Genomic DNA, 21,545 nt, shown 5'->3' with positions numbered 1-21,545 from the left:
CCGTCAGTTGACATCCAACCAAGCACTCCTTGGGCTTCAAGGGATGCTTAGTTGCAGGCCAACCAACGCCCGTTTGCAACACAATCAGGCATCTTTTAAAATCAGGCGTACACTCCGCTGATTACAAGCGGTTTGCAAATCCCATGCGAACAGTCTGGCACTTATAAAGACACCGCTTCCGCTCAAAACCAAAACATATCCATATCCTACTGAAGAATCCCGGATTCAGGTGGTAATTTTTTACAACAGAAAATTAAGGGAAATGTATGCGGAATCTGCCTCTTCGATTTACGGTTTCCACCATATTTTTCCCAAACGCACATTGCCTACCTGTTCCCGAACCACACCGGCTGCCTGTCCTTTTTCAGGCCTCTTCCCGCCAAATCTGTCTGACATGCCCTATAAGCATGATCTAAAAATCCATGCCTGGCCGCTATTGACGGGGATCAAGCCGGTTCTTCATCGCATCATTCATGCAGCATCTTTCGCCTTCTCTACCAGCTGCATAGCCTGCTATGCGCTTTCAAGAAGAAAGCAGAGACTGCCTGCCTAAAAGATAAAAAAGGTATTCAGGAATTTGGAATGATTAGGTTTGCCTCCCAAGTTTAGAACCTTACCGGAATGTCACACAGAGAGGCGGAAAGCGGAGGATTTTTAAAAACAATGCAACGGCAGTCGCGGAGGCACTGTCGGTGCGTGGAGCAACATAGGATCTTTGCAAATTGTATTAGAACTTTTCTGAAAGGTCTATGAATAGCGTTGATTCCAAAACATCAGTAACTTATACGCTGCATCTCTGTCGCCTTTTGTGCCCATCCCCCCTCCGTGACAGGCTGTTTACCTCGGTTCTCTCCATTTCTCCGTGTGCACTATGATGTAGTAGGCTTGCTTTATCACTTCATATTTCGGGAAGACCCGAAAAAATAAAGGTGTTTTTGGAACCTGCCGGAAAACACTTGGAAGTCGGCCAATAACCCCAAATATTCCGGGAATCTGCCTAAGATTCCTTCATGAGGACTTCAGCTTTTGATTTCCCCACGGCCATCTCAGACAGAGCCACCTCCGCCAGACGAAACGAAAGACTTAAAAGTTTGGTATTTTCAGTTGTTATTCGTATCTTTGCAGGTATTTAGAAAATAAGTACAATAAGCATAGATAATATGGCAAGGAAATTCGCCGAGCACAAGGGACTGGACCTTGTAAGTACCAACCAGGAAATCCTGAAAGCGTGGGAGGAGAAAGACATCTTCCACAAAAGTATCGATGAAAGAGAGGGTAATCCCCAGTTCATCTTCTTCGAGGGTCCTCCCTCGGCCAACGGTCACCCGGGTATTCACCATGTGCTGGCACGTTCCATCAAGGACGCTTTCAACCGCTACAAGACCATGCAGGGCTTCCAGGTTCGTCGCAAGGCGGGTTGGGATACGCACGGCCTTCCTGTTGAATTAGGTGTAGAGAAAGAGCTGGGTATCACCAAGAAAGACATTGACAACCACGCATCCCCAAAATATATCTCGACGGAAGACTACAACCACAAGTGCCGTGAGAACGTGATGAAGTTCACAGCCGAGTGGAAGCAGTTGACAGAGGAAATGGGCTACTTCGTTGACATGGAGCATCCCTACATCACCTACGACAACAAGTATATCGAGACGCTGTGGTGGCTGCTCAAGCAGCTTTACAACAAGGGGCTGCTCTATAAAGGTTACACCATACAGCCCTACTCCCCTGCTGCCGGCACTGGCCTTTCGAGCCATGAACTGAACCAGCCGGGGTGCTATCGTGACGTGAAGGACACAACCGTTACGGCGCAGTTCGCCATCCCTGCTGCTGATTGGAAAGTATTAGCAGAGAAGGCAGATCTTCCCAAGGAGGCCTGGGGAAAGCCCTGCTTCGTGGCATGGACCACCACTCCCTGGACCTTGCCTTCAAACGTCGCGCTCTGCGTAGGACCAAAGATAGAATACGATATCATCGAGACCTACAATCCCTACGATGCTGAAAAACTGACGCTGGTCATGGCTTCAAGCCGTGTCGCTGCCTATCTGAAACCGGAAGGCGAGATAACGGACGGCGGCGAGCTGCCGTCCTACGAGCGCGGCGACAAGTATGTCCCCTATCGTGTCGTAGCCAGACTGACGGGTACGGAACTCGAGGGCCTGCACTATCGGCAGCTCATGCCATGGGTAAAGCCGGTGGAGAAGACCGGTGAACTTGCTCCTAAGTTCGTGAACGACTATGCTGCCGCCCATCCGGAGAAGGTGTTCACGGGCGAGGACGGCCGCGACAGGTTCGTCGAGATGGAAAGCGAGGCTTTCCGCATCATCCTCGGCGACTACGTGACGACAGAAGACGGTACGGGCATCGTACACATCGCCCCTACCTTCGGTGCAGACGATGCCAAGGTGGCCAGGGATGCCGACATTCCTGCACTCTACCTTATATCAAAGAAAGGCGAAACACGCCCGATGGTGGATCTGCAGGGGAAATACTACACGATTGACGAACTGGACAGAAACTTCGTCAAAGCTTGTGTCAACGAAAAGGCTTACGGCCATCATGCCGGTGACTATGTGAAGAATGCCTACGATCCGCGCTTCAATCCGAATGGCATCTGGGACAAGAAGGCCTCAGAAAAGGCGGAAGACCTGAACATCGTCATCTGTATGGAGATGAAGCAGGAGGGAACGGCTTTCAACATCCAGAAACACGTACACAACTATCCCCACTGCTGGCGTACCGACAAACCCATCCTCTACTATCCGCTCGACAGCTGGTTCATCAAGGACACGGCAAGGAAAGCGCGCATGGTTGAACTGAACGGAACCATCCGGTGGCAGCCGGAGTCGACAGGCACCGGCCGTTTCGGCAACTGGCTGGAGAACCTGAACGACTGGAATCTGAGCCGTTCACGCTTCTGGGGCACTCCGCTGCCGATCTGGCGTGACGAGAACCGAGGCGAGAAGTGCATCGGTTCGGTAGAGGAGCTTTATAATGAGATTGAGAAGGCTGTCGCCGCCGGTGTGATGGACAGGAATCCGCTGAAAGAAGCCGGATTCGTAGTGGGGGACTTCAGTCAGGAGAATTACGACAGGATTGATCTGCACCGTCCTTACGTGGATGAGATTGTTCTTGTAAACGAGGAGGGCAGACCCATGTACCGGGAGACAGACCTTATCGATGTCTGGTTCGACAGCGGTTCCATGCCTTATGCCCAGTTGCATTATCCGTTCGAGGGCGAGATCAATGCAGAAGGATTGAAGGCCACAGGCAAGACCGAAGCCGAATACCGCAGGGAACTGGTACACTCCACCTACGAAGGAACAGCCGTTCCACCGGCTTTCTTCCCGGCCGATTTTATCAATGAGGGTGTCGACCAGACCCGCGGCTGGTTCTTCACGCTCCATGCCATTGCGACGATGGTGTTCGATTCTGTCGCCTTCAAGAATGTCATTTCGTCCGGCCTTGTGCTCGATGCCAAGGGCAACAAGATGAGCAAGCACGTGGGGAACGTGACCGATCCGTTCGAGATGCTGCATAAATACGGTGCCGACCCTGTCCGCTTCTACATGATGACCAACAGCGAACCATGGGACAACCTGAAGTTCGACCCGGAGGGAGTTGACGAGTGCCGCCGCAAGTTCTTCGGCACATTATACAACACATACAGCTTCTTTGCACTCTATGCGAACGTTGACGGATATGATGCCGCAACCTGCGAAGCGGTGAAGGCCGGTGCTCCGGAGATCGACCGTTGGATCATCTCCAAACTCAATTCACTCATAAAAGGTGTTACCCATGAGCTGGAGAACTTTGACCCGACACGTGCCGGCCGGTTGATTGACGCTTTCGTCAACAACGACCTCAGCAACTGGTACGTCCGCCTGAACCGCAAACGTTTCTGGGGCAAGGAAATGAGTGCTGACAAGAAGAGTGCTTACGACACGCTGTACACCAGTCTGATGACCGTTGCACGGCTGCTGGCACCTTTCGCTCCGTTCTATGCCGACCAGCTCTACAAGGACCTCGGCGGAGAACTCGAGAGTATCCATCTCGACCGTTGGCCAATGGCCGACGAGGCTGTCATCGATGCTGACCTTGAAGCACGTATGGACATGGCACAGCGTATCACATCAATGGTTCTCGCCCTTCGCCGCAAGGTGAACATCAAGGTGCGTCAGCCACTGGCACAGATCATGATACCGGCTGTTGACACAACACAGAAGAAGTACATAGAGGCTGTGGCCGACCTTATCAGACACGAGGTGAACGTGAAGGAACTCGTATTCGTTGAAGGTCAGGGCGTTCTTGTAAAGAAGGTGAAGTGTAACTTCCGTGTCATGGGCAAGAAATATGGCAAGCTGATGAAGCAGGTCGCTGCCCGCATGAACGAACTGACACAGGAGGAGATCGCCACACTGGAGACATCCGGCGAGTTCTGCTTCGAGGTAGAAGGTCAGCCGGTCAAGGTGGAGGCAGCCGATGTGGAAATCATCTCGGAGGACATCCCGGGCTGGCTGGTCAGCAATGAGGGTAACCTGACGGTGGCCCTTGAGGTTGAACTGACAGACGAACTCCGTCGCGAGGGTATGGCACGAGAGCTGATCAACCGTATCCAGAACCTGCGCAAGGAATCCGGACTTGAGATAACCGACCGCATTGCCGTTGTCATTGAACCGAACAAGGCGGCGGCGGCAGCAGTCGAGTCATTCGGCGAACTGATCAGGACCCAGGTGCTTGCCGATGATGTCACTCTTGGCGAAAACAACGGTACGGAGGTCGAATTCGATGACTTCAGACTGCATATCGACATACGAAAGAACTAAAGCCATGGGCTCCGGGGGCATTGGCAAATGCGCCCGGAAGCTCTTTCTCAGCAGGCAAGATGTCTTCTTATGAGACGGCCTCTGCTCCTGTATTCTACTGATCATATTCAATAAACCTAATTCAATTTTACTTTATGGAAACAAAAAAGCGTTATACCGATGAGGAGCTCGAGGAGTTCCGCTCGATTGTAAATGACAAACTGTCTGTTGCCAAATCCGACTATGAGGAAACGATGAAAATCCTGATGAACAAGAATACAAATGACGTGGACGACACGTCGCCGACGTATAAGGCACTGGAAGAAGGCAGTTCAAGCCAGACGAAGGAGGAGCTGGTGCAGATGGCACAGCGCCAGCAGAAGTTCATCCAGGCACTGCAGGCCGCACTCGTCAGAATCAACAACAAGACCTACGGCATCGACCGAATCACGGGAGAGCTGATTCCCAAGGAACGCCTGCGCATAGTGCCTCATGCAACATTGAGCGTTGCATCCAAGATAGCAAACAAAAACCACTGATGAGCAAACAGAAGAAACAAGCTCTGACAGCCGCCATACTGATTGTCCTGTTGATCGCCATCGACCAGGTCATCAAGGTGGCTGTCAAGCTGAACATGAATTTAGGGGAGTCCATCCATATCTTCGACTGGTTCCAGATAGAGTTCGTCGAGAACGTGGGTATGGCGTGGGGCATGGAGCTGGGAAGCAAACTCTTCCTCAGCCTGTTCCGTATCATTGCCATCGTCTTCCTTGCCTGGTACATAACCGACCGTATCAGACAAGGAGCAAGGACGGGATACATCGTCGTACTGGCCATGATCACTGCCGGTGCCGCAGGAAACATCTTCGACTCCATCTTCTATGGACAGATCTTCACCGCCTCAGCACCTTATTACATAGAGGGTGCAACGCCGGCGACACTCGTCCCATGGGGCGAAGGGTATGCCCCGGTGCTGATGGGAAAAGTGGTCGATATGCTCTATTTCCCCCTCTTTCATGGCACATTCCCAGACTGGATTCCGCTGTGGGGGGGCGAGTCTTTTGTCTTCTTCTCACCTGTCTTCAACTTTGCCGATTCCTGTATTTCCATTGGAGTAATGACCATTCTCCTCGCATTCCGCAAGGACTTCAACGGCTGGGTTCCGGCCGGCAGCAGACCGGTCGCAGACAACAAGGCGGCTGCCGACAATCAGAACAATGCAGATAATCATACGTCAGATGACAAGGAATAGACATCGAGGGCGTTTGTGTGCCCTGCTCTGCTGGCTTGTACCTGCAGTCTTCTTTGCAAGCTGCAAGCCGGCCATTCCTTCGGAGTATATCCAGCCTTCGGAAATGGAAGACATGCTCTACGACTACCATCTGTCGATGGCAATGGTGAGCCGTGACGGTTATACTGCCGTAAGGGAAAAGGCCTTCAAGCTGGCCGTGATGAAGAAGTATGGCGTATCGGAAGAGAAGTTCGACAGGTCGCTTCAGTATTATATGCGCCATACAGAGAAACTGCACGACATCTATGTAGACCTAACCAAACGGCTTGAAAACGAAGCAAGAGCACAGGGCGCATCCGAGAGTGAACTGGCCCAATACGGCGACATCACTTCAAAGGGAGACACGACCGACATCTGGCATGGCAGCCGTTCACTGGTGCTCTCCCCCTACGCTCCTGTAGACCGGGAGACCTTCGAGATCAAGGCGGACACGGCCTACCACAAGGGCGACCGCCTGCTGCTGAGTTTCGACTCGCAGTTCCTGATACAGGATGGCATGCGGGATGCTGTCGTCGTGCTGGCTGTCACCTACTCCAATGACAGCATCAACACGCAATACCAGCACATCTCGTCCGACTCTCATCAGACCATGACCATCGATTCAGGCGACTCCCTACGTATCAAGGATATACGCGGCTACTTCCTGATGTTGAGGGGACAGCAGCCCACGACAACCTTCAAGATGCTTGTCCTGAGCAACATCCACCTCGTGCGAATGCACATTCGGCGCGGAGAAGGTGTGCAGAACGCCGACTCTTTACAGAATCCCGACCCGATACGCACCATCGGCGGCGAGCCTGTCAACCCACAGGCCATCCCCGAGCAGCCTGCTGCACCACCGGCAAGGACACCGGCAGATGCGATGAGAGAACGCGGCATACCAGAAAGAAACCGCCCATGACGAAGAAAAAAAAGACAACGATAAGACGCATCGGAGCCCATGCAATCGAACTCCCTGAAGGCCTGATCGAACAGGGCATAGCAGTGATAGAAGACGGCATCGTCAAGATGACCTTCCCTTTCACCGCAGAACAACCCATGACAGAATGGTTATCCGGCACCATCACCGTACGTCTCGACGACGAGGGAAAGCCCAGGGCCTACAAAGGAGACACACTGCTGGAATAATCCTTCCCTCCGTTTCGGCAAGCATGATTGAACCGTAACATAGAATAAGACAAAAATCTGATAGCGAATGAGCCTGTTAGTGAATCTTTTATTATCCGCACTGCCTTTCGGATCGCCCGTCCACATCCCCGTACAGCTGGCAGGCAACTTCGGCGAGCCCCGCCCCAATCACTTTCACGGAGGGATTGATGTCAAGACCGACAGGGAAGTCAACCTCGGGGTCTACTCCATCGCCGACGGCTACATTTCCGGAGCCGTCATCGAGAAATATGGTGAAGGTCATGCCCTGATGGTCGCCCACCCGAACGGCTATACAAGCTATTATTTCCATCTCAACCGCTTTGCACCACAGATAGAAGCTGCCGTCCGCAAGTGGCAGTATGCACACCGCCAATATGCCTGCGACATAAAGTTTCCCCGGGGGGAGTTCCCTGTCGCAAAGGGACAGCTCATCGCTCTCAGCGGAAACACAGGTTCGTCGCAGGGGCCGCACATCCACCTGGAGATGCACAGGACGAAGAACGACAACCTCTGCGATCCGCTCAACTTCCTCAAAGGGATCGTAAAAGACAGGACGGCACCGGCCGTCTATGCCTTCAAGACATATCCGCAGCCGGGCGAGGGTGTCTTCCAGCATTCCCCTTCCTCACGCATCTTCACTTTCGACAAAGGACATTTCCAGGCATGGGGCAAGGTGGGCTTCGGCGTAAGGGCCAACGACCACATGGACGGCGTGTACAACAATTACGGCGTACGCTATACGCACCTGTACTGTGACGGCAGGCTCGTCTTTACCTCCGACGTGAACGACATCCCGACAAGCTGCCACCGGATGGTGAACTCATGGGGCGATTACGACCATTTCCTGTCCACCAAGATCTGGTTCATGAAATCGTACATCGAACCCGGCAACACGCTTCCTGTCCTGCGGGCAGGGAAAGACAGGGGCATCATCAACTTCAACCAGCAGCGCGACTATCACCTGCGTTACGTGATAAGCGATGTCTTCGGCAACCAGACGGTCAAGGAATTCGTCGTGCGCGGTGAACCGGAAGCCATCCCCAAGCCTGCCCGTCCGGAAGGGGCAAGTCCGCTCTATTATGCCAAGGACAACCACTTCAAGGCTGACGGTGTGCAACTGAACATCCCGAGAGGACTGCTCGCAAAGGACAGTTGGATCCAGCCGCAATACTTCCATGCCGCCGGGGCACTGTCAATGGGTTATAGTTTTTCTAAAGCGTCATTCCCGCTATTCCACTACGCACGGATAAGCATCAAGCCGGCAGGCGTAGTCCGTAATCCCAAGAAACTGTATATTGCCATGCGGACGAGCATGGGGGCTGCTGCACCGGCATCGTTCTGCGGTGGTGAATATGCCGACGGCTGGGTGACAGGACGACTGCGCGAGCTGTCGGGCATCTATTACATCGCATCTGATGAAACCTCGCCGGCAATTACACAGATGAACCTCAACCCGCACCACCTCTTCTTCAAGATAACCGATACGGGGAGCGGGCTGAAAGGATACGAGGCTTATGTCGACGGGAAGTTCATCCTCCTGGCATTCGGAAAGAACAAGGAAGTCTTCTTCTGCGACCTGGCCGACACCCCCGTCCGTCCTACTGGAAAAGAACGGACGCTGAAGGTCATAGCCGTCGACAACCGGGACAACCGACATGAATACATGACAAAGATAAAGTATTAATTCTTAAATTGCAGATTATGAAGAAAACATTTGCAACACTGTTCTTCCTTTCCATGATGGCGCATGCCCATGCGTGTACCAATTTCATTGCAACCAAGGGAGCGACAAAGGACGGATCTGTCCTCGTGACTTACAATGCCGACGACTACGGCCTGTTCACCAACCTGTGCCATTATCCTGCCGGCACACATGCCAAGGGGGAACGCCGGGAAATCATCGACTATGACACGCACGAAAGCCACGGCTTCATCCCCGAGGCTTCAGTCACCTACAACGTCATCGGAAATATCAATGAATACCAGGTCAGCATCGGCGAGACGACTTATGGCGGACGTGAAGAGATGGTCGACAAGTCGGGGACAATCGACTACGGTTCACTGATGTATATCGGTCTGCAGCGCAGCAAGACCGCCCGCGAGGCCATCAGAATCATGACTTCGCTGGCAGAGACCTACGGCTATAATTCTGAAGGCGAGACCTTCACCATCGCCGACCCCAACGAGGCCTGGCTGCTCGAGATGCAGGGGTGCGGCGGTGACAAGAAACAGAAGGTGGTATGGGTGGCCGTGCGCATCCCCGACGGGATGATCTCCGCTCACGCCAACCAGAGCCGTATCGGGCAGTTCTCGACCTATGAAACCGAGGTCATCACTTCAAAGAACTGCATCAGCTTTGCCCGCTCAAAGGGCTGGTTCACAGGCAAGGACAAGGACTTCAACTGGAAGATGGCCTATGCAAAGCCCGATTTCACCGGCCGCCGCTGGTGCGATGCCCGCGTATGGAGTTTCTTCAACCACTTCAAGGACATGTCCCGCTGGATCCCCTGGGCACTGGGCAGAGACGAACAGGCAGAGGATATGCCGCTCTGGATCGCACCGGACAAGAAGCTCGATGTCGCCATGATGGAGAGCTGCATGCGCGACCACTATGAGGGAACACCGCTGGCACTCGACAAGGACATTGCCCAGGGAATATGGAACTCCCCCTACCGCCCTACTCCGCTCCAGTTCGAGGTAGACGGGAAGAAATGCTTCAACGAGCGTCCTACTTCTACCCAGCAGACCGCCTTCTCCTATGTCGCACAGCTCCGTTCCTGGCTGCCACGTGAAATCGGAGGAATCCTGTGGTTCGGCAACGACGACGGCAACATGGTGGCATACGTGCCGATCTATTGCAGCAACACGAAGCGTCCCGAGTGCTTCAATACACCCGGCGCCGATGCCGTGACCTTCTCTGACAAGAATGCCTTTTGGGTATGCAACTGGGTCAGCAACATGACCTACCCCCGCTATTCACAGCTTTTCCCGGCCTTGAAAGAGGTACGCGACTCGCTCGAAAACTCTTATTTCGCAGCACAGAAAGATGTGGAAGCCAAGGCACAGGCACTCTATGCCAATGACAAGGCGGCAGCTGTAAAATATCTCAACGACTATTCCATCCAGAAAAGCGACGAGATGATTGCACGCTGGCGGCAGCTGGCAATCTACATGATTGTGAAATTCAACGACATGGCTGTCAAGCCTGAAAAAGACGGCAAGTTCCTCCGCACAGCGACCGGGCTCGGGGAACGGGTACAGCGTCCGGGCTACAGTGAATTTTTCAGAAGAGAACTGATCAGGCAGACGGGTGACAAACTCGTCATGCCGGAGAAGTAAATCGGAAAGCAATACGGAAAGGGAGGATGACCGCCTGCCAAGTCAGGACGGCCACCCTCCCTTTCTGTGTGCCGGAAGATGAAACACCATCCGGCAGACCGCCCCTGGCCACCGTTGTCCGGCAGACAGTCTCCGTATAGGCTGGTCACCCGCTGCCTGCTATATATGACGCAATGACAGGAAGGACGCAGGCTTCCCACCTGCCGGCGATGTATTGATGCCCGACACCAACCGTGCTGGGGATCGCCCCCTGTCGTGTTGAGGGTCGACACCACTCGAGTTGAAGGCTCACACATTTGCATTCCGCCGCCCGGTTGGAAAAAGCCTGTCGCCAAAAACAAAGGTGAACATTCTTTTCCGATGAAAGCCGCCTGCTTCTCCAAAGTCTTGAAGGCATAATACGGACTATGCGAGTGAAAGATTCAATAAATTTGTATCTTTCAGATAATCAATAGAGTAAGAATGAATAAAGGATAAATGGGTTACGACTTGGAAACGAGCGAGTTTCTTTCTCCTTCTTTATTCTGCAATGCCTCAAAGAACACTTAAATTGATTGTGCAAAGATAATGCTTTTCTGATGAAAACAGTGTGCTTTTACGGAAATAAATAGGAAACACACCTAAAAAATAATCACATACAAAGTCTAATGGGAGGAATTTGACGGGATTTTCAGCCTAATTATTAAGCCTGCAAAAAATACCCAGAATCAACTCTTTTGCATTGCAAAATAAGAAAAATGAAACTTTTTGGAGAAAAATCCTCCGAAAAATTTGGCAGATTGAAATAATTTGCATAATATTGCACTTATAAACACAGAACGAACGTTCTGTTCTAATTCTAGTATAATGAAATAATGGAAAAACAAATAGATAAAGAAGGCATAAGCAAAAGGGACATTATCCTTAATGAATCGTTCAGGCTGTTTCTGAAAAAAGGTTATGCAGCTGTATCATTTTCGGATTTAGTGGAAGCTACCGGCATTTCTCGTGGCAATATGTTTCATCACTTCAAGAATAAGGAGGATATATTCAATCATGCCGTTGATAGGTTTGTATTTGAATTCTTGACAAATGATGCTACAGACTTTCTTGAACTTACAAGCTCGACACCATTAAAGGACTTCATTGATAATCGTGTAGAAAACATCGGTCGCCGTATGAAATCATTTCTTATAATGACAAAAGGCACAGTCACTCCTGCCAATTTCATGTCATTTATCTTGTATCTGAAAGACAACTACCCGGATTGGAAAGAGAAATTTCAAGAATATGAGAATAGAAAGAACCTTGAGTGGAAAGAGGTGATAGAGCTTGCCAAACAGAAAGGAGAGATTACTCAAACTGTGGAAACAGAAAAGATTATATCTTCCATTAGAAATATATATCTTGGATTGTCATACAGAAGTGCATTGAGCAGCCAACTTTCTATTTCCGAATTGAAAGAGCAAATATACACAATATACTATTTAATAACCAAATAATATTCCTATGGAAAAAGCAGCATATATCAATAGCGTATCGGCCTATCTTCCTAATTCTCCCATCGCCAATGAGGATATGGAAGACTATATCGGAAAAATTGGTGGAAATCCGTCAAGGGTTCGTTCCATTGTCCTTAGACAAAATGGCATCAAAACGAGTTATATAAATGTTGGAATGAACTTGGAGATAGCAAGAAAATAATTGGTTATATTAACGATCAAGACTTCAAAAACAAAGATTTAATACGAAAATATGTATTATCAGCCAATTGTTTTGAAGATGAAAAATGTAAGGATTGCGAATTTATACCTATTTGCATGGGAGGATGCGCCTTTTATCGAATCAAGAATATGTTTGACAATGGGAATTTTGACATTTGCTCACTCTACAAAGATAACGGAGTAATAGAAAAATGTATTTGTTTACATTTGGATAAACTGAGGATTAAAACACCTTCTATCTGAAATTTTAATATAATCTATATGCAAAGACTATTTTTGTTCGCGTTCATGGTTTGCACATTTAGCAACATAAATGCGCAGTATTCTATTATTGGAAAAGTCCTCATCGAGAATGGTGACACCCTTGAATCCAATGTAGAGCTGTACACCAAAAGCCATACGGTTGTCTCTGCCGTACAAACACAGAAAGGAATGTTTTCATTCTCAAATCTCGCAAAAAACAATTTTTATTATGTGGTTGCATCACATGTCGGATATACTACTGACACAATAAAGATAGACCGCATAACAAAGGATCTGAACATTGGGACAATGTTCCTTAAAGACAGTCTTACTACGTTGGACGAAGTTACCGTTGTGGGAAGCAGCATAAGTTTTCAAAATGGAAGCAAGAGAATTTTCCCCAATGAATTTCAAAGAAACAGTCCTGACGCTATGGTTATGCTTGACAAGATGAACCTGTCGAGGATTAATGTTGACCCACTAACAAAAAGCCTGACACTGAACGGTGGCGGAAGCGTTAAGACATTGCTTAACGGAAGGGAGGTATCAGCCGTTGAAATTGCTGCACTTTCCCCGGAAATTATACAGCGCGTAGAATACCACGACACGCCGGAAGCACGGTATGGCAATGCAGACGTGGTCTTGGATTTTATTACCAAAAACGACCAAGTTGGCGCAAGGGTTTACCTTTCTTTGTGGCAGGGGCTTTTAACGAGTTTCGGAGAGGACTACATTTCCTTGAAATTCAACCGCTGGAACAGCCAGTTTTCATTAGACTACAATATGGCATACCGCAATTGGAAACACCTCAGCAGGGAATATGAAGAGGACTTTAATCTGCAAAATGAGAACTTTTCGAGAACCGAACTGGGGCATCCTGGACGATACAGATACGACAATCACAACGTACATTTCAATTACAACTATCAGGAGAACAAGAAAATAATTAACTTTTCACTGGGGACAGCCATCCAAAATGCACCGTATAAAGAGTGGAACAGTGATTTGCACTATAAAGGGAAAGCACTCAACTTATACGACAATGCGAAATCATCGGCCACAAATCCTTATTCGCAACTATATATACAGTTGCCCATAGGAGAAAATCAACTATATGTAATGAATCTCTCTGGTCAATACAACAAAGGGAAATACAACCGTCTGTATCAGGAGGCAGACAACGAAAGTGAATCCAACCAATTCTGCAGTAATGTCCGTGAGATTCAAAAAGGCTATGCGCTGTCGCAATTATACGAGAACAGGCAGAATTGGGGAACTTTGACCATTGGAGCAAACTTCAACCAGCAGTTTACCAAAAGCGACTACAATTCAGTCCGAAACGATATGACACAGAAGCATCACACAGGCCAACGCCAGACCAACCTTTATTCTTATGCACAATGGGGAAAGGCATGGAGCGAACTTTATTGCCGAGTGGGCATTGGACTGAACCAGCGATGGATGCATGTGGGAGAACAAAAACAAAGCACCTTTACGATTCGTCCGATGCTATTCGTCCGTTATACCGTTTCTCCAAAAATCGAACTTCGTTATCAGGGGTCGGTCTCTAATATAATGCCTACACTTTCGGCTATTTCTGACTATTCACAGGATATAGATTTTATACAGATACAGCGAGGTAATCCTAATCTCAAGCCGCAGATTGATTTCTATAATGCGTTGGTATTCAATTATAAATTCACAAAAACAGCATTGGCTCTCTACTTGAATGAAACATATTCAAAGTCGCCAATCATGGAATGCACATATCTGGATAATGAAAAGGTAGTCAGAACCATGGAAAACCACAAGAATTTTCAGAACTATAATGCGGAATTTGAATATGGAGGGCAGCCTTTTGGCAATCTGCTGTCGTTCAAAGTTTATACCGGCTTGAAATTTTGTAAAAGCAATGGCAATCAATACACTCACCGCAAAACAATACCCTACTATGGAGGTCAGGTTTCTGTTTACTATAAACAATTCACTATGAGATGGCAGTTTCGCAAGAATGTGCAGGACAGGTTTTGGGGAGAAACGCTTTATCGGTATGAAGACGGCCACATGTTGTCGTTTGGCTATCAGACAAATAAACTCAGCCTTTCTGCCGATGTGCTGAATCTGTTTTCTTTGAAGCATATTTCCGCACAAGAAAACTATTCAAGCGTGGCTCCTTACAAACGCTATGAATATCTTGATGAAACAAGAAATCTTATACGTTTAAACCTTACGCTGAACCTATCGTATGGTAAAAAATACAAGGAGGCTTCAAAACGCATAAACAGCAACACAAGCAGTGAATCATCCGTCATTAAAGGAGAGAAATAATAATAATTTTTGATTTTAATAATGAGTTTTGCAATAAAACGACAGCGAGATGCTATGGATTGCGGTCCTTCCTGTTTGGCAATGATAGCCAAACATTATGGACAGCAAGCTGATAAGGAGCAATTGCGGAAAATCTGTTCCTTAGGCAAAGATGGAGTGTCTCTTCTTGGTATCAGCAAAGCAGCAGAGGAGATAGGCTTTAAAACTATCGGTGGTCGTTTGAGTTTTGACACGCTTACGTCAGAAGTTCCCTTACCTTGCATCATTCATTGGAACCAGAACCACTTTGTGGTTGTTTATAAGATAAAGAAACGCAGAGGTAATCGATATGAAGTTTATGTGGCAGATCCTGGAAAAGGACTTATAACCTATACCAAGGAGGAGTTCTGCGAGCATTGGATAAGCACCAAGACCAATGGCGAGGAGAAAGGTATTGCTCTTCTCCTCGAACCAACAGAACAATTCTATGCTCAAAACGATACGAAAGCAGTGCCGACTCAAAGGCGAGTGAAATTTCTCTGGAGCTATCTCAAGAAATACAAGCGTTTCTTTACGCAACTCATTCTCGGTTTGTTACTCGGCTCACTCCTGCAACTTGTCTTCCCGTTCCTCACCCAAGCTATTGTAGATACAGGTATAGGGGGAAAGGATGTCGGCTTTGTGTGGTTGGTGCTGCTGGCAGAGATGATGCTTCTTTTCAGTCGTACCGCCATTGACTTTATCCGCTCAAAGATACTCCTGCACATCTCCACCCGTATCAACATCTCGCTCATATCAGACTTCTTCATCAAGCTGATGAAACTACCGATGAAGTTCTTCGATACCAAGCTGATGGGCGACCTTTTGCAACGCATTGAAGACCATCGGCGGGTTGAGCAGTTCCTCACATCGAGCAGTCTTAGTTTGCTTTTCTCATTTTTTACCTTCCTTGTCTTCGGTGTTGTGCTGGCAGTCTATAATCTCGGTATCTTTGCCGTCTTCCTCACATAGCCTTAACGAAAGAACCGAAGTCATTCATTCAACAAAAACATAGCCAAGGATGTCAACTGTCCATCCTGTCATCATCCTTTGTTACAAAAACCTTTTCATTTTAATATGTTGGGCATACAGACAAGGTTTTGAAAAACCATTACATAATTCCAAACAAATCATCTGCAAATATAAAAAACACGTGCAAAAAGCAGGTTGGTAACCGGCAGTCGATCAATTGGTTATTAAGTCATTTCTGACAGGTGCCTGATTGGACTTCAAAAGGGCGTTGGTAACACGCTAAAAGAGCATCAGTTGCAAGTCAATCAGACACCTTTTAAAAGCTAAAAGGGCATGTGTTGCCTTGCGTTGCATGAAAACAGTTTACAAATACCGATGATAGGGGAATAAGTTGTCTGTGGAAGACGGAAAGACACGCCGATGGACAGGCAGCATATCTATTTACTTTTTTTGAATTTTTATCCCGTAGTTTACCCCCTTTGTAAGACCATCTGATTTTGTATAGTCATACCCTGCAAGTGAATAAGCCTTTATCCTGTTTCCCATCTATCCATTTAACGGAAGAACCCGGAATTTCGCATGGAAAGGGGAGACAATCCTGATTTTTATCGTAACTTTGCCGCCAAAACATAGCACAATGCAAAACGGACAGACTCAATATCCATTCGAGGAGAATTTCAGGAAAGACCTCTCCACTTACCTGCAGGACAGGAACCTTACAGACAAGATGCTGCCGGAAGCAGCAGACATCGAAGAGAAATGGCAGAAGATTGCAGAAGCCTATCTGCCTGACGGCATGCGTGAATTTACGGCTTACCCCATCGTCTCCCTCGGCTGGATGATGTACATCGGCATGGCGATAGCGAAATACTGGGATGAAGACTGGGAACTGTACGACAAGGTAGAGAACCTATACACCTATCTGCGCGACCGCATCGACTATGACCACATGGACGATTATATCTGCGAGAAAGTGCTGCTCCTCACCGCTGACGAACACAAGCAGCTGACAGCCGTCGTCGGCGAATGTGCCGCCCGGACCGACAGTCTGCTCCGCCATCTGCCGGTCGCCGCAGGCAGCAGTGATGCCTTCCACGCTTATGTCGCCGCCCTTCACCAGCTTTATCTTCTCGGCGCCGCCATACAGCTGAAGCGCATGGGATACCGCATGACGAGAATGTAAAACCCCGTCAGCAAGCCCCTGCCCCAAGGGCATTCAGCAGAGGAAAGGGCGATACTGACAGAATCCGGCAGCCGGGGAAAGACATCGCCCCACTGCCGACGGCCTCAGCCCCGCATAAGCCCATGCACGCTGCAGGCACGGGCCATGCCGGCAGGAGAGCGGCTACACCAGTTCTACCTCGTCCATTACCTGTTCCTTATCGCAGTAATGACATTTCAGAATCCCATGTGCCTTGTCAACGACATGGAAGATCGTATCCATCGGTTCGTTGTTGGTGATGCACTTGGGATTGTTGCATTTTACAATGCTCCGAAGCTCGTCCGGTGTCACCACCTTCTTCTTCTCTACCACTTCATAGTCATTAATGATGTTCAACACCACGTTCGGTGCCACGACCGACAGACGGGAGATCTCATCATCGGTGAAGAACTTGTCGCTCACCTTGATGATTCCCTTTGTGCCTACCATCTTCGATGAGAAGTTATAGCCGATGGTGACAGGCGTGGAGAGCTTCTGGAGCTGTAATAGGTTGACCACCTGAAAGGTCTTTTCAGCTGGAATATGATCAATGACGGTGCCGTTCTCAATGGCGGCTACAAGGCGTTCTTTCTTTGACATTTTTGCAGGATGGAATTAATGGTTGGAGGAATGAGGGCTTTTTATCGAGTGATGAAGGGAATTGCCGGAAACGAGGGACGGGCACGGAAACTGTCGATGAGGAGGAGAAGGTAAAGGCAGTGGCACGCATCGGGAGCACCGCCGGGGACATCCTCTCCGGGAGGAGCCGTCCGCATCCGTCATTCCGTCTCCCTCATCTGATGATGGTTCTGTCATTCCTTATCTGCTCTAACGATATGCCGAGACAGTGGCAGAAGATGGCCTCACGGGCAAAGAGACCGTTACGGGCCTGCTGGATATAGTAAGCGTGCGGACTTTCATCCACATCGTAGGCGATTTCGTTGACACGAGGCAGCGGATGGAGAATCCTCATGTTCGGGCGGGCCTGCGAGAGCATGTCACGCCGGAGGATGTAGACGTTCTTCACCCGTTCGTATTCCATCAGGTCGGAGAACCGTTCTTTCTGCACACGTGTCATATAGAGAATATCAGCCTTTGCGATGACATCCGGTGTAAACGCCTCGTGCTCTTCAAAGCGGATGCCATGTTCACGGCAATAGAGCTTGTACTCTTCCGGCATGGCGAGTTCCTTAGGCGCGATGAAGTGAAACGTCGGGTTGAAATGCCGCATCGCCATGATGAGCGAGTGGACGGTCCGGCCGTATTTGAGGTCGCCGACAAGATAGATGTTCAGATTCTCGAGCGTCCCCTGAGTCTGACAGATCGTATAAAGGTCGAGCAGACACTGTGAGGGATGCTGGTGGGCACCGTCTCCGGCGTTGATGATCGGTACAGGAGCCACCTCTGAGGCATACTGCGCAGCACCTTCTATATAGTGCCGCATGACAATGGCGTCTGCATAATTTGAGACCATGAGAATCGTGTCCTTCAGCGTCTCGCCCTTGCTGACGCTCGATACCTTTGCATCCGTAAAACCGATGACACGCGCACCGAGCCGGTTGGCAGCCGTCTCAAAACTAAGACGGGTCCGTGTCGAAGGCTCATAGAAGAGCGTTGCGATCACCTTTCCCTTGAGCAGTTCACGATTCGGGTGCCGCTCGAATTCCTGTGCCATACGGATGAGGTAGAGCAGCTGCTCACGGTCCAACCCCTGGATATTCACAAAGTTATGCTTTTCCATATTCTGCTTGTGATGTTTTGGTTCTTTCCGTCTGTAAAGGTACATATTAATTTTCTTTCCATCGAAGCGTGGAAAAGGAAAGTTCTGCGAGCGGCAAAAAAACATCCATTTATTTTGCTTATCCGCTGATTTACATTATCTTTGCATAATATTTCCGTAGTTTATGAGAAGGCATTTCGTACATTTCCTCTGGGGATTCCTGACAGTCCTGTTAGGCTTTATCGCCGTATTCTTCATTTCCGTATGGAATGGATGGATAGGCTATATGCCTGACATGGACGAGCTTTCCAACCCTATAGACAAATTCGCCTCACAGGTCTATTCGGCTGACCAGCAGCTCATCGGAACATGGAACCAGGACAACAACAACCGTGTGGCAATCGACTACAACGGCCTGTCGCCGCATCTTGTCCATGCGCTTGTTGCCACGGAGGACGAGCGGTTCTACGAACATTCTGGCATCGACTTCATCGCACTGGGGCGTGCCATTGTGAAACGCGGCGTGATGCGGCAGGCGAGTGCCGGCGGAGGGTCGACCATTACCCAGCAGCTGGCGAAGCAGCTCTTCTCGGAAAAGGCACACAACACACTGGAACGCCTCCTGCAGAAGCCCATCGAATGGATCATTGCCGTCAAGCTGGAACGCCACTTCACGAAGGAGGAGATTCTGGCAATGTACTTCAATTACTTCGACTTCCTGCACAATGCCGTGGGCATCAAGCGGGCGGCCAATGTCTACTTCAACAAGGAGCCGCGCAATCTGAACGTGACGGAGGCAGCACTGCTGGTGGGTCTCTGCAAGAACCCGTCCATGTTCAATCCGCTCCGCCACCCGGGACGCTGCATGCAGCGCCGCAACGTGGTCTTGATGCAGATGGTGAAGTCGGGATACGTCACGAAGGACGAATATGCGGAACTGTCGCAGCGGCCGCTGGGCATACACTTCACAAAGGCCAAGCCTGTGAACGGTTCGGCCGACTATTTCCAGGCTTTCCTCCGGCAGTACATGATGGCGAAGAAACCCGAACGGGAGAACTACCAGGCCTGGCAGAACCGCCAGTTCGTCCTTGACTCCATCGCCTGGGAACAGGATCCGCTCTACGGCTGGTGCAACAAGAACACGAAACGCAACGGCGAGCCTTACAACGTGAACACGGACGGCCTGCGCATCTATACGACCATCGACACACGAATGCAGCAGTATGCCGAGGAAGCGGTACGCAAGCATGTGGGCGGCTACCTGCAGGCACAGTTCAACCTTGCCAGCCGCTACAAGAAGAATGCGCCGTTCTCGTCGAACATCTCGCGGCGCACCATCAAAGAGATACTGAACCGTTCCTGCCGCCAGAGCCTGCGCTACCAGCGCATGAAGGAACAGGGAGCAACACCGGAGGAGATCAAGCGCAGCTTCCGTACCCCCCACGAGATGACGCTCTTCACCTATCATGGCGACATAGACACGGTGATGTCTCCGATAGATTCCATCCGCTACTACAAGTCGTTCCTGCGTGCCGCATTCATGAGCATGGATCCCCATACAGGAGCCGTGAAGGCCTATGTGGGCGGAATCGACTACCAGCACTTCAAGTATGATGTCGTGATGGGCGGCAGGCGGCAGGTGGGGTCGACCATCAAGCCTTACCTCTATGCACTTGCCATGCAGAACGGCATGACACCCTGCACGCTGGCACCGAATGTACAACGGACCTACGGCGGATGGACACCGCGCAACGGATCACGCGCCCGCTACGGACAGGAAGTGCCGCTGCGGTGGGGCTTGCAGCAGTCTAACAACTGGATTTCAGCTTATCTGATCAATCTGCTCGGACCGTCACAGTTTGTCAATATCCTGCACGACTTCGGTCTGAACAATCCAGACATAGACAAGAACACAGGCCCCGTGCTCTGTCTCGGGCCATGCGAAGTATCCGTCGGCGAGATGACCAGTGCCTATACCACCTTCGCCAATGGCGGAATCCGCTGTGCGCCGCTCTTCGTCACGAAGATTGAAGACAGCCATGGGAATGTCATCGCAAAGTTCCAGCCGCTGATGACCGAGGTCATCTCGGAAGTCAGCTCCTATCAGATGATTGACATGCTGCGTGCCGTCATTCAGGGAGGTACGGGCAGCCGGCTGCGCTACGCTTATCATCTCACTGCGGACATCGGGGGCAAGACCGGTACGACCAACAACAATGCCGATGGCTGGTTCATGGGCATCACGCCCGATCTCGTCAGCGGCTGCTGGGTAGGCGGTGAGGACCGGGACATCCACTTTGACAACACCGCAATGGGACAGGGAGCCACAACCGCTCTGCCGGTCTGGGCTTATTACATGCAAAGCATCTATGCAGACAAACGGTTAGGCTACAGCCAGAACACGAAGTTTTCCATACCTCCCAAATTCAATCCCTGTCAGGCTGCTGACACGATCAACGTGAACGGCATACAGGAAGAATACTTCTAAGCCGTTCCGCAGACGGTTCAGATGTGCTGGCAGACGGACAGACAATAGAATCCTTTGCCGACGACCTTGCGTATGGAGGAGCAGAAGACTGTATCATGAGAAAGCGCCGCTTCTTCTACTGCCCCCTGCGTAGTCTGAAAGCAACACTTCCCGGGAAAATACAAAGAAGACCATTCCAAAACATGAAAACGGGTTTTGGAATGGTCTTCTTCATTTGGGACTTTCTCAAGCTTTTATGGATACAATCCCACGTTGATGACGGAGCTGCCAGACTTTTATCGGACTAAT

Annotated in this window: 14 protein-coding genes and 2 pseudogenes; 14 read left to right on the top strand and 2 right to left on the bottom strand. The window is 49.9% G+C overall.

What is annotated here, in order from left to right; translation table 11 throughout:
* Positions 1-1,160 precede the first annotated feature (1,160 nt).
* The 13 genes and pseudogenes from ileS (at position 1,161) to HMPREF9141_RS05135 (ending at position 17,031) form a co-directional block, all read left to right on the top strand.
* Positions 1,161-4,826 carry an isoleucine--tRNA ligase gene (ileS, locus tag HMPREF9141_RS05185; RefSeq protein WP_007367487.1) on the top strand — a complete coding sequence of 1,222 codons (3,666 nt, stop codon included), beginning with the start codon at positions 1,161-1,163 and terminating at the stop codon, positions 4,824-4,826.
* A 134-nt stretch (positions 4,827-4,960) separates the two neighbouring features.
* Complete coding sequence (locus tag HMPREF9141_RS05180) at positions 4,961-5,344, top strand: TraR/DksA family transcriptional regulator (protein ID WP_007367486.1); 384 nt, start codon at positions 4,961-4,963, stop codon at positions 5,342-5,344.
* Entirely contained in the window at positions 5,344-6,057 is a 714-nt protein-coding gene (locus HMPREF9141_RS05175; protein WP_007367485.1) for a lipoprotein signal peptidase, read from the top strand. The genes HMPREF9141_RS05180 and HMPREF9141_RS05175 overlap by 1 nt, the downstream gene beginning before the upstream one ends.
* The gene (locus HMPREF9141_RS05170; RefSeq protein WP_040554290.1) at positions 6,044-6,997 is read left to right on the top strand and encodes a DUF4296 domain-containing protein; all 954 of its coding nucleotides are present in this window, start codon (positions 6,044-6,046) and stop codon (positions 6,995-6,997) included. Before HMPREF9141_RS05175 ends, HMPREF9141_RS05170 begins: the two co-directional genes overlap by 14 nt.
* Positions 6,994-7,224, top strand: a complete 231-nt coding sequence (locus tag HMPREF9141_RS05165; protein WP_007367483.1) for a hypothetical protein — start codon at positions 6,994-6,996, stop codon at positions 7,222-7,224. Before HMPREF9141_RS05170 ends, HMPREF9141_RS05165 begins: the two co-directional genes overlap by 4 nt.
* A 67-nt stretch (positions 7,225-7,291) precedes the next feature.
* The gene (locus HMPREF9141_RS05160) at positions 7,292-8,929 is read left to right on the top strand and encodes a M23 family metallopeptidase (protein ID WP_007367482.1); all 1,638 of its coding nucleotides are present in this window, start codon (positions 7,292-7,294) and stop codon (positions 8,927-8,929) included.
* Between the two features lie 17 nt (positions 8,930-8,946).
* Positions 8,947-10,584: a dipeptidase gene (locus HMPREF9141_RS05155; protein WP_007367481.1), complete on the top strand. Its 1,638-nt coding sequence runs from the start codon at positions 8,947-8,949 to the stop codon at positions 10,582-10,584.
* 854 nt (positions 10,585-11,438) lie between these two features.
* Complete coding sequence (locus tag HMPREF9141_RS05150) at positions 11,439-12,065, top strand: TetR/AcrR family transcriptional regulator (protein WP_007367479.1); 627 nt, start codon at positions 11,439-11,441, stop codon at positions 12,063-12,065.
* Positions 12,066-12,072: 7 nt separating this feature from the next.
* A pseudogene (locus HMPREF9141_RS12850) lies at positions 12,073-12,228 on the top strand (3-oxoacyl-ACP synthase); the annotation flags it as partial.
* A gap of 35 nt (positions 12,229-12,263) precedes the next feature.
* Positions 12,264-12,530, top strand: a complete 267-nt coding sequence (locus HMPREF9141_RS12845) for an SPASM domain-containing protein (protein WP_231556696.1) — start codon at positions 12,264-12,266, stop codon at positions 12,528-12,530.
* Positions 12,531-12,548: 18 nt separating this feature from the next.
* Entirely contained in the window at positions 12,549-14,858 is a 2,310-nt protein-coding gene (locus HMPREF9141_RS05145) for a TonB-dependent receptor (protein ID WP_007367477.1), read from the top strand.
* 21 nt (positions 14,859-14,879) lie between these two features.
* Positions 14,880-15,842, top strand: a pseudogene (locus HMPREF9141_RS05140) (cysteine peptidase family C39 domain-containing protein); the annotation flags it as partial.
* A 643-nt stretch (positions 15,843-16,485) separates the two neighbouring features.
* Positions 16,486-17,031: a hypothetical protein gene (locus HMPREF9141_RS05135; RefSeq protein WP_007367475.1), complete on the top strand. Its 546-nt coding sequence runs from the start codon at positions 16,486-16,488 to the stop codon at positions 17,029-17,031.
* 162 nt (positions 17,032-17,193) lie between these two features.
* Here HMPREF9141_RS05135 and pyrI read toward each other — a convergent pair whose 3' ends face one another.
* Together pyrI and pyrB are read right to left on the bottom strand one after the other, a co-directional pair.
* A complete protein-coding gene (gene pyrI / locus HMPREF9141_RS05130) occupies positions 17,194-17,649 on the bottom strand; it encodes an aspartate carbamoyltransferase regulatory subunit (protein ID WP_007367474.1) in 456 nt (151 codons plus the stop codon).
* 193 nt (positions 17,650-17,842) lie between these two features.
* The gene (gene pyrB, locus HMPREF9141_RS05125) at positions 17,843-18,790 is read right to left on the bottom strand and encodes an aspartate carbamoyltransferase (RefSeq protein ID WP_040554505.1); all 948 of its coding nucleotides are present in this window, start codon (positions 18,788-18,790) and stop codon (positions 17,843-17,845) included.
* Positions 18,791-18,953: 163 nt separating this feature from the next.
* Here pyrB and HMPREF9141_RS05120 point away from each other — a divergent pair, with 163 nt between their 5' ends.
* On the top strand, positions 18,954-21,257 hold the full coding sequence (locus HMPREF9141_RS05120) for a transglycosylase domain-containing protein (RefSeq protein WP_007367472.1): 2,304 nt from the start codon (positions 18,954-18,956) through the stop codon (positions 21,255-21,257).
* Positions 21,258-21,545 lie beyond the last annotated feature (288 nt).

The organism is Prevotella multiformis DSM 16608 (assembly GCF_000191065.1).
GTDB lineage: Bacteria > Bacteroidota > Bacteroidia > Bacteroidales > Bacteroidaceae > Prevotella > Prevotella multiformis.
Note: the sequence above shows the minus strand (reverse complement) of the source record. Positions and strands in the feature narration are given on the sequence as shown.